The organism is Pseudoalteromonas sp. Z9A5, assembly GCF_011378875.1.
GTDB lineage: Bacteria > Pseudomonadota > Gammaproteobacteria > Enterobacterales > Alteromonadaceae > Pseudoalteromonas.
In genome coordinates this window covers 1-11291 of sequence record NZ_WTLC01000071.1, presented here as the reverse complement: position 1 = coordinate 11291, position 11291 = coordinate 1, and the positions used below count along the sequence as shown (strand labels likewise).

Here is an 11291-nt window from a genome sequence, read left to right as displayed (position 1 = left end):
ATAGCTGAATATCAAGCATGAGAATGCTCCTTGAAAAAAGGAGTATAAGATCATACTTTTAAGTCAAGGTAAAGTTCGTGATCTTGCCCTGGGTTGTCATCGGGGTATATATATTTTCTGTGTTCCATTTGATGAAACCACTGTCGTTCTGATTAAAAATGAAATGTCGAATTCATGAGTTAACAACGTTAGTATCATGCCCTTTAGCTGTTGAACTGAAACTCTTTTTTCATCTTAAAACTCCATTTACTGAAAACGTATGGCATTTTTACAAGCAACAATAATAATTAGAATTAATACTATCCTAATTTTAGCTATGGTTAAATAACAGACAAAAGTGAGCGGAGATGTAATTTGTTAATTTTAGCCATTGTCGATTTTTTATGTTGTTACTTTATACCGCTCATATTTTTTATAATGCTCTGTGCATTTCATTAAGCTTGCAGCTTTTAACATGTGCTTCCAAAATTTAACTCCAGGGCTAATATTGTTTACCATTACACCGTCCAACTCCTCCATAGCCAGACGTAATTCATTTACAGATAAATACTCTAAAAAATCCTCTTCGCAATAACCAAAATCCGACTCTATGATACTAGATGGTAAAAGTGTATATGCTGCTAGTAACTCAACTGATATCAACGCCCAATTATGAATTGTACTCATAACTCTCCTCGCAACATAGCGAGTAAGTATATTAACCCGCTTTTTATTTGTGCTTATTGATAAACAAAACATAGCCGGATTTCTATTTTGGTTCAATCGTTTACTGTATTTCACACAGAATATAAAAACGGGTTTAGTCGTATTTTAATTGATTTCTAGAAGAGCTAATAGCCATTTCATTAGTATAAAACGGCTTATAAACCCCTGTAGAGCGAAAGCATAGTTTATAGTTTATTCGATGGCGATAACTTTGAATGGTTAAAACTTTAATTCTGATTGAGGCAAGATTTGCCCATTTTTTAGGTTATACGTGAGGCTTATTAAGCAGTTATATTAAGCCTGTATGTACCAATATTTTAACGTTCTAACGCTGCAAATACAGACAAACCTATTTGTTCTGCAAGTTTAGCTGGAACGGCATTACCTAGCTGCCTCATGACTTCTCCCCACGAGCCTTCAAAAATATAATCATCTGGAAAAGCCTGAATTCTTGCACTTTCGCGAACAGTATAATATCTAACACTACCATCCTCATAACGAATCATATTCTCTCCACCAGGCACTCCATGCGCCCCTGCTTTAAGTGCTTTTGATGGCTCATCTATATAGCTTCCGGTATGACCAGGGTAAATTTTAGCCCCACTTTTAAAAACATGCTGATTATAGTTACTCGCATCTTTATGTTCGCAATCTGGTAAATCATATAAAGCATCGCGTACTGTTACCCAAGGTAGGCTTTGTGGTTTTAATAAATGATATTTTTTTCGAATATTATCCACCTTTTTTAACATTTTACCTGCTGCTATTTGGATAGGTAAGTTATGCCGTGTCCAATAATCACCCGAAATCCATTTATCCCAAATTAAAGATTCTTCTGAGTGGGTAGGTTTAGGAAAGGTCCAATCAGGGTCAATGTCTGAGCGAAAGCCAATAAAAAAGAGACGTTCTCGTTTTTGAGGAACACCATAATCAGCTGCATTAACAAGTTTGCAGGTTACTTTATATTCGAGAGGGTGGTCAGTGTGCGCGTTATGGCGCTCTAATCTAGACTTGTGCTTTTCCCAAGGCTCATTGATATTTTTTGTAACCGAAGGATATTGAAGCTGTAAAGTAATATACTCTAAATAAGCAGAAAATGACTTTCTCATCAGCCCCTTAACATTTTCAAATATAAAAGCTTTTGGTCTTTTTTCACGAATTGCTCTGATTGCTTGAGGAAACATATCTCTGGAGTCTTCATTTCCTTTAGCTTTACCACCCAAGGAGAAAGGCTGGCAAGGTGGACCTCCAGCTATTAAATCAATACCGCCGGTCACTTTCTTATAATCAAAATTTACGACACTGCCTTCGTGCAAACATTTTCCAAAATCAAATACACTATTTGCTCGAATTGTTTTACAAGCATTTTTGTTTAGCTCAACAATCGCTTTATGATGAAAGCCACTTTTAATCAAACCAAGCGCTAATCCCCCGCCACCTGAAAAAGCTCAATAGAATTCATATAAACCTTAAACTGTTTTATTCAAAGCTAAATAATAACATTTGCCTTGCCATGAAATATGTAAAAGTAGACTTTAAAATAATATTCCACTGTATTTACAATAAATAACCCTCTACGTTTGGCTTCTATTTTTTTTCAGAGGGCATTATCCAGAGGTTACCTGTAAAATAAATATCGGCTTTAAAGACGGTTATGATACTTTTAAAACCTTTAAGTATTAAGATTATTGTTAGTTTAAAACGCCATGTATTGTTACCCACATAATACAAAGGAAAAAATAGACATACTTTACTATTTTAACGGAGAACAAAGATGAAATTTTTATTTAGTTTATTGACTATCTTCTTAGTCTTTTTTTATGGGTGGGTTTATTTTTATGTTCCAGAGTTGATTGAACTATCCAGAGCAGCTGAAATAGAGTTCGCTCAAGTACAACTATTAATTATTAACTTTAGTTATCAATTACATTCTCCATATTCCATTTTTTACACACTATTACCTTTAGGGTTATTTTTAATCACTATTTTATTATTTCACAAAAATAAACGTGAAAATAATACAGAGCTAAAACACAGCAAGCCATGGATAGTTTGGCTAAGTAGAGCCTTTATTTTATTGTGTGTAGGTGTAATGGTTATCATCATATATGGATCAGTATTATGGGTTCAAAAAATCTGAATTTAGATACATAACCTTTAGCTTAGTAAAAATCAAAGAGCGTACCTTCTTTGATTTTAAACACGGCAATCATCGTAAAAAAGTTCGTACACATAAGGAACATAATAATCGTTTATTTTATCGAGCTCGCTATCTTCAAAATTGATTCGATGATTAATGATTTATCTGGTATTGCGCAGGCTAAACTAAAATATAAAGACATATTTATTCTCTTACCTACTATACGATAAGCTTTAAAATATGAAGATAGTTGGTTCATAACACCTACGTTATAACGAGCCTAAAATTAACCCATCTTTAATTTATTTTTATTAAGAAATAAACCATAGCCGAGCCCCTCTTTTGGTTCAATAGTTTCTGTAATTAGCAAATAATAAGCAGGTAACAAACAGCCCACGCATGATGCTAATTATGAATGCAGTTTAAATTAGTATTGGTTGAAATTAGACTCGTTTTTCACCAACAAAAAACAATATTAAAGCATTACATATTTTAATTTTTTTAATTACAATGCACTCCTATATACCGCCTCATCATTTCGCTGAAGTAAGGATTTTAGTAATGCTCAGTTTTTCAAAAAAATTATATTTAGGGTTTTCATTTGTTTTGATCCTATTAGCTTCAGTTAGTATCACAAGTTACGTTGCTCTAACCTCAGCTTCTAGCGGCTTTGGTGATTATAGATCTTTAGCACGGGCTGCTAATGCGGTCGGACGAGTGCAAGCAAATATGTTGATGGTACGTATGAGTATGAAAGACTTTATTGCTTCTTCTGACGAAAAAGATAAACAAAGTTTTGACTCCTATTTTAGCAAAACGGAACAATTCATTACTGAGGCTACCACTTTAATTAAAAATCCAGAGCAATCGAAAAAGATTAAACAAGTTGATGTTTTACTAAATCAATACAATCTTGCTTTTGAGAAAGTTGTTACTTTGAAAAAAGAACGAAATAAATTGGTTAACGACATATTAAACGTAAAGGGAGCTTTAATTGAAGAAAATTTGACGAAAATGCTTATTTCGGCAAAAAATGATGGGGATATCTCGGCGGCTTATAACGCCTCTTTAGCAACACGAAATTTATTGTTAGCACGTGTATATGCGTTAAAATTTTTAGCCTCTAATATGCAAAGTGATGCGGAACGTGTAGTAAAATAATTTACTGATATGAAAGCCACATTAAGCATATTGAATAGTGAGTTAAAAAACCCTGAACGCAGAGCACAGCTGGAAAAAACAATTGAAAACAGTACGGTATACCAGCAAGCTTTTGACGATGTAGTGAACGAGATATACAACCGTAATAATATTATTAACCAAACATTAAATCGTATTGGGCCAATCATTGCAAAAATGACAGAAGAGCTTAAATTATCAATAAAAGAAGCTCAAGATACTTTAGGTCCAAAATTACAACAAAGTAATGCTACAGCTGTGATATTAGTTGAAGTAATTGCCGTTATTGCTATTTTATTCGGTATTTTTATTGCTGTGTTTATTACACGCTCAACCCTTGCTAGCTTAGGTGGTGACCCAGCGGTTGTAACAAATATTGTTAGACGAGTATCAAAAGGAGATCTAGCAACAGATTTACCAAATAATAATGAATTAGATACAAGCCTATATGCGGCTGTTCGTGAAATGGTTAAAAGTTTACAAAGCAAAGCCGGACTAGCTCGTAAAATTGCTGATGGCGATCTCTCTGCAAAAGTCACATTAGCATCAGATAAAGATATTTTAGGGCAAGCATTACAGGATATGGTTAAAAACCTAAATTCTATATTAGCTAACATTCAAAGCGCAGGGGATCAAATTGCGGCAGGTAGTTCACAAGTATCTAATTTTAGTCACGCCCTTGCCGATGGTGCAAACCAACAAAAAGACAACTTACAAACAATTGCTGCTGCCTTAGAACAATTATCAGTACAAACAAGTGAAAATGCACTCAGCGCAAAAGAGGCAAGCCAATACGCAAACTCGGCTCAAAAAGCAGTTGTTGAAGGTCAACAACATATGCAAGAAATGGTTGTTGCTATGAATGAGATTAAAGAAGCGGGAGAAAATATCGAAGCGCTTCTTCAAACTATTGATGAGATTGCTAAGCAAACTAATTTACTTGCACTTAATGCCGCAATTGAAGCTGCTAGAGCAGGTGAACAAGGCAGAGGTTTTGCTGTTGTAGCTGATGAAGTCAGAGGGCTTGCATTTAGGAGCACTAATGCGGCAGCAGAAACTGCAAAATTAATTCAACTATCCTCTTCTAAAACAGACCGCGGTACTGTTATTGCAAAAAACACGTATGAGGCACTTCAAGAAATATTCAAAAGCATAAATGATACAACGGAGTCAGTTAGCCGAATCGCCTTAGCCAGTAATGAGCAGTCGTATGCAGTTGATGAGGTTTCTCGTTCTATTGTATCGGTAGGTGATGTTGTTGAACAAAATGCTGCTGGCTCTCTTCAAGGAGCTGCAGCGGCAGAAGAGCTTAGCAATGAAGCCGCAACGATGAAGGAAACACTAAAATATTTTACTTTAGATAATCGTTAATACACAATCAAAAACTAAATGAGAGATATTACAGGGCTCTCATTTACTGAGCCCTGTAATATATAAAACGTTATCCATAACTCATAATTAACAAGCTAAAGGTTATGAGTTAAATAAAGCTTAGCAAACAACCCGCTGTTTAAATTCATTATTTAATTGTGATTAGCAATGCTGTTTTCTATACAGATTTTCATTACTAAAATCATCCAACTAATTCCCTCTTGGATTGGTAATCCCCCGAAAAATAATAAAGTCAAAAGATAAGTTTAAAAAATACAGAGCGCTTTTTACACAAGTATTTTATAGGTTGTGCCATTAAAAATTTAGAATATTAGTTTGGGCATCTTTCGGGTGTACAACAATAACTAATTCGCCAGTTATCCTGATTTTTTTTGATTGGAGGACTTTAAAGTGATCACATTTGTAACACGCCAGCATTTGATACTAGGCAACGCATTAATTTGTTCATTAAATTTAATACTAGTCAAAATAGACAAAGCGATGACTAGCGCTATTAATCCAAATACGCACTTTTAAAGGTAATTCATTATTTTGCCTCATAACACCTAACAAATATGAAAAAGTAGTTGGCTAAAGTGTTTAGGAACGAAAAAGCCAACTATCATTTATCTTAATTTAACGACTTACTATGTGTTCTTTTCACCTAGCCTATTGCTAAAAGATGAGTGGTGTATTGCCCAATATACAAAAATGCACCATATACCACCAAGAAATAAAGATGAAAAGAACCACCAAATTGGCTTCGAGTTTAGAAAAAGTTGAGGTAATTTTTTAGCATCACGATATATGTAAACGCCAGCCAATAGATTAATAAGAAACCAGCCTACATAATAAATACCATAAAAAAATGTTAATGATGTTGTACCTACTTCCATTTGTAACTCGCTATTTTAAACACATAAAGCCCTAGGTAAAAATTATTGACTAAAAAATCAGGGAGGAAAACAGAAAACGCTTTTTTCCTGACTAATTTACTTGTTAGCATGGTTTGCACTAATCAATTTCGATACAGGCATAATTTGCTATTAAGTTGCCTTCACACCAATACCCGTTAGATTCAATATTAACGTTTTCGACTTAAAATTAATAATTAACTTTGGCTTCATCACCCCAATGTTTCGGCAGTATTTTGAAATCACTGAGAGTTGACTCAGGCTGAAGTTTGCCATTAACAGCAACCTTTCCACTATTAATTAGCTCATAAAGCCGATTACTCTGAATAACGTAAAGTTAAAATATCTCTGTTTAGTATACTAAGCCTCATAAAATCTATAAATTCCTTATCTTCATTTTTAAGGTAAATTTTAGCTAAAAATTCTAAGAGCATTTCAATCTTTTGAGCATCAAAATCAGGTCCTTTACTAAATGAAATATAGCTAGCGCCAATGCCAAATAGATGAAAGCCATATTCCTTCTCTAAATGCTCTGCCAACCTATAATTTTCAAATGGAGAAAGGTCACAACTAAAATAGCCATTTGGAAACGAAAATATCGCTTCATAGCTATATTTTACTGGCACTTTAAGCAAATAAACTTCTTTGTCTATAATTGCTAATGGGTTTTTATTCGATTCAATAATTTCTTTTTTAGACTCGTGACCTAAAAACAAGTTTTTTTCGAAAACATCTTCAAGCTGAACTTTAGAAAGTCCATGCTTAAAACCTAATTTTCGAATTAAAAATTGCTGATCAAAACTAAGGTCATCGCGTAAGAAACTTCCGTCCATCCATGATGGATCAATATTCTCAGTGCTAAGCCATGTACCATCATCCAAATCATTGCTCATTTTTGAATGCATCGATGTATAAGAGGCTTGCCCCATATCATCTAAGGTCATAATAAACCTATAACCTTGATTTTCCTGACTTAATACCTGCACTTCATCTAATAGTTTATTAATGTCATCAAGGTCGTGAATACGGTAATATCCACAAAGAAAATCATCACAGTACTCTTTTTTATACTCAAACTTCATGAGAATTCCTATTGGAAACATAGCGAAGCTTTAGAATACCTGTAACAGCCAAAGTTTACTAAAAACCGAGTTTCTTGAAATCAATCCTAATCATTTTTAAAACACTAGGTAATACAATTGGAATTCATAAAACAGACTATTTTCAAAAATTCTACAGCCTCAATAACCGCTTAAACAAAAAAACAGGGGCTATAGCTGTATTGCAAAGCAATACATAGCCACCCGTTTTTACATTTACGCTTACTTAATAGTGACAGTGGCGTCACTTACCCATGTTTCGGTTATCGCTTTATCTTTTTTATCGATTAAATACGCGCGTATATTCACTGGATTATTGTTAGTTTGTTTGTAGTCAAAGGCTAATCGCCATTGGTTTGTACCAACAATTGGATAAGCCCCAATAGGTTCTAGTATTTCACCGTTACTGGCTTCAACAATAGGCTTTACACCACTTTTTTGATCTAATCCATCCAATACAGGTCCTTCAAAGTCGATTACCATTTTGTTAACGCCTTCAGGAATTGGTTGTCCAGGAATTCCCCCTAAACCTTGTCGAGTATTCACAACACTTGCTAACTCTTTTGATTTTGGATCGAGTGGTCGCCATTCAATATCATAAGAAAAGGTAAACTCATCACCTTTACGAGCTGGTTTTTCCGGTACCCAATAGGCAACAATATTATCAAACGTTTCGTCTTTTGTTGGGATTTCAATTAACTGAACTGCGCCCCGACCCCACTCACCAATGGGTTTAATCCACGCTGATGAACGCTTATTGTAAAATACGCCATCATCTTGATAGTTATCAAAATTACGATCTCTTTGAATTAAGCCAAACCCTTTTGGGTTGTTATCAACAAAGCTATTTGTCGATACCGATTGAGGGTTGTTCAGTGGGCGCCAAATATATTGGCCTGCTCCAGTGTGAACTGCAAGCCCGTCACTATCATGAATTTCAGGACGCCAGTCTTTAGCGATTGTTTTATCTTTTTCTGAATACCAATACATACTGGTTAACGGCGCTACGCCTAATCGCTCTACATCGTCGCGCATGTACAAATTAGCGGTAACAGATGTAATATGCCCTTTGGCTTTTTTGTTGTCTTTAGTTAAACCGAACCGATAGGCGCCGGTAATAGACGGTCCATCAAGTAATGCCCAAACAGATAAACTTTCTCCTTTTTGCTCTGCAGGACCAATCCAAAATGCAGAAAAGCGCGGAAATTCTTCAGGTTGGTTCATACCCGTATTAATCGCGATACCTCGGGCTGATAACCCATATTGCCCTTGTGGTCCATCGGTACGAAAATAAGACGCACCAAGAAAAGATATCCAATCTGGTTTCATATCTGGGCGCATTATTCTAAAGCCTGCGAATCCAAAACCTTCAGGGAGATCGTGTGCCGGACTATCAGCTGGCATATCAAAAAACTCATTACTAAATGCCACATCTTGTGCATGCTTTTTATTGTCTCTGATGTAAATACTTACAGGCTCTGGAAAATATCGACCAGGATAAAATAATTGTACGGGTGCCTTTTTTCCACTTGGGTATAAGGTTTCTTCTTCTTTAAAGCGTATTTTCCAGTGTTGATCATAAGTAATTTTATCAATTAACTCAGGAGCAGGAACCACGGTTGGAGAATAGGGTTCCCCTGCAGAGGCTTTTGCAAGCGCTTTTAGGTCCTCGAATGTAAACTCCGATCTATCCAATGTTGCTGCCGCATGAGACGACGTTGAGGTGCTAAAAATAATTGCGATAAATAACTTTAATTTCATAAAAAGAATTTCCAATAAATTGAGTCTAATAAAAATAGGAACGCTGCACGAACGTACGTTTAACTTAAAGTTCTGTAGGGATATTACGTCACGTAATATGAACTAGCGTTTACTAAAGCGTTGTTATTTGACTGCAAGTGCTGGACTTTCCATACTTAATTATCTTTTTGGAGTAATTATGCGCGTTTAATAATGCCATTAAAGTATAAAATACGAGGTATAGCGCCAGTTATTATGCGAAGCAGTCAAAATACATGAGGTAACTTACGTTATAGTTACCTACTTTTTTAAGGTAAACATCCGTCAATGGTCAGGTTTTACTATTCGCTATTCGTTTTAAACGAAGGCCAAGACTGATTACGAGCAACAAAAGCCAAGGGTATGCAACATAACAGCATTGTTGTATTACTGGCATTTATATAGATAAGGATTTTATTTAGATACTGAAAAGAGAGTACGCTATACGATGAATTAACGTATTTAGCAGCTTTAAAACGTAGAGGCTTGCCACTTATAAATTTGCTCTTAATAGCTAAATTTTACTAGTATTTCGCCTCAGAGCGTATTGCTATATTGCGCTACGCACTAATCTAGAAGCAATGCTTTCAGTGCCACCGAATGATTTATTTAACCATTTACTATGATTAAACAAATGAGCACCTGATTTAGAAACCAAATGAACACCTTGGACAATCACAGCGTGAAAGCCAGTATGATCTATTTCTAATTGAGACTCTGATAAATCAGGAAGTTCATCGCAAACAAATACAATGTAGGCTCCAACTTCCTTAAACAACCACATTGCTGACGTTTGCTGTCTAATTAATTTACGAGCATTTGCGATTTGAACTTTAATATCTAGCTTAGAATCAAAATCCTTAACGACTAAAACATATTTAGCTAATTGAGTCTTTTTCAATAAACATAAGCTTAAATCTGCGCTTGTAGGAATCGATTCGGAATAAACCTCAGGATAAAAAGAGTTTTTGATATTGTTAACAATGTCCACCTAACCGCCTTGTGCTTTGTAATGCCCCCATAGAGGCTAATAATTGTTTGCTAAAATGTGAAACAAAGCAAAACTTAGCAAATTGCTTTTAGTCCAGCTCGGTTGGTTTGTAAGGTGCTGTTTACTCATAATTATTGCGAATAAATGCCCACACTGCAGCTATTTCTCCACTATACCAATATTCACAACCATCAGCAGGATTCCATAAAATAGCTGATGATTTTTCAGGTACCCAACCCAGTAAATTGCCAACACCGTCATCCCCAAACCACAATATACTTTCAAATTTAGCTGGATACCACTCTTGCTCCCTAAGCCATTTATTTAGGGTAATTACACCGCACCTATCAGGATCAATATCGTTTAGTGGTAAAACAAACCAAACTCCAACTTCATCTTTAAAACCATGAGGTAAATAACGTCTAATCTCAGTTGGGAATTTATCACTAATATCCACAATGCACCTATTAAGGCTGTAAAATAATTCCAACAGCCAAACTTAATTAAAAAAAGAGTTTATAAAATCAACGCTAAGCGTTTTTAAAACATTAGGCAATACATTCTAAACCCATAAAGCAGGCTGTTTCCCTTAAAAAAGCAATTCTACGGTCTCAACTTCTTGTTACTTTTACCACGCTTTTTGGCTAGATAAAAACAACCTAAACCGATTACAAATACAATACCTGATGCATTACTGCCATTTAGGAATGCAATAGTGCTGCTTAAAAGTAATTAGTAAACAAACCATAGCTGAGTTCCTATTTTGGTTCAATCGATTATTGTATGTTTACGCAGAATATAAAAGCGGATTTACTGTTGTTTTAATTGGCGTTTTTAGAGTATTACAGGTGTTTTACAGGTTTTCTAAATTATGAACGAGGTAATGCAGTTACCATTGCGTATTCACTTTTATTTGTCCTTGTAAAGCCAGCTAAACACTTCAAAAAAGAAGAATACTTATTACTTTGTATTCGGCTGATTATAAACATAAAACCTTCGCTAAATATCTAGCACTCACTCATAGGTTAGACATTAAGAGATAATTGGATTCAGGCCGCATTTTAATCGTCCTTTTTCTTTATCTCTTTTTGGGTTCGCTCTTCGTGCATATT

Annotated in this window: 8 protein-coding genes and 1 pseudogene; 3 read left to right on the top strand and 6 right to left on the bottom strand. The window is 35.0% G+C overall.

The features are described from left to right. Positions 1–381 precede the first annotated feature (381 nt). Both GQR56_RS20665 and GQR56_RS20660 read right to left on the bottom strand, forming a co-directional pair. Complete coding sequence (locus GQR56_RS20665) at positions 382–666, bottom strand: hypothetical protein (protein WP_024609675.1); 285 nt, start codon at positions 664–666, stop codon at positions 382–384. Between the two features lie 356 nt (positions 667–1022). After that, a pseudogene (locus GQR56_RS20660) lies at positions 1023–2138 on the bottom strand (DNA cytosine methyltransferase); the annotation flags it as partial. Positions 2139–2479: 341 nt separating this feature from the next. Here GQR56_RS20660 and GQR56_RS20655 point away from each other — a divergent pair. The 3 genes from GQR56_RS20655 (at position 2480) to GQR56_RS20645 (ending at position 5395) form a co-directional block, all read left to right on the top strand. After that, positions 2480–2845 (top strand): hypothetical protein, encoded by a 366-nt coding sequence (locus GQR56_RS20655; protein WP_024609673.1) that lies wholly within the window; start codon positions 2480–2482, stop codon positions 2843–2845. Positions 2846–3406: 561 nt separating this feature from the next. Further along, positions 3407–4006 (top strand): MCP four helix bundle domain-containing protein, encoded by a 600-nt coding sequence (locus GQR56_RS20650; RefSeq protein ID WP_166115161.1) that lies wholly within the window; start codon positions 3407–3409, stop codon positions 4004–4006. 9 nt (positions 4007–4015) lie between these two features. Next, complete coding sequence (locus GQR56_RS20645) at positions 4016–5395, top strand: methyl-accepting chemotaxis protein (RefSeq protein ID WP_166115158.1); 1380 nt, start codon at positions 4016–4018, stop codon at positions 5393–5395. Positions 5396–6626: 1231 nt separating this feature from the next. Here GQR56_RS20645 and GQR56_RS20640 read toward each other — a convergent pair. The 4 genes from GQR56_RS20640 to GQR56_RS20625 form a co-directional block, all read right to left on the bottom strand. Continuing rightward, the gene (locus GQR56_RS20640) at positions 6627–7391 is read right to left on the bottom strand and encodes a hypothetical protein (RefSeq protein WP_166115155.1); all 765 of its coding nucleotides are present in this window, start codon (positions 7389–7391) and stop codon (positions 6627–6629) included. Between the two features lie 240 nt (positions 7392–7631). Further along, a complete protein-coding gene (locus GQR56_RS20635; protein ID WP_166115152.1) occupies positions 7632–9170 on the bottom strand; it encodes a glucan biosynthesis protein in 1539 nt (512 codons plus the stop codon). 568 nt (positions 9171–9738) lie between these two features. Then, on the bottom strand, positions 9739–10179 hold the full coding sequence (locus tag GQR56_RS20630; protein ID WP_166115149.1) for a hypothetical protein: 441 nt from the start codon (positions 10177–10179) through the stop codon (positions 9739–9741). A 121-nt stretch (positions 10180–10300) separates the two neighbouring features. Then, positions 10301–10636 (bottom strand): hypothetical protein, encoded by a 336-nt coding sequence (locus tag GQR56_RS20625; RefSeq protein ID WP_166115147.1) that lies wholly within the window; start codon positions 10634–10636, stop codon positions 10301–10303. Positions 10637–11291 lie beyond the last annotated feature (655 nt).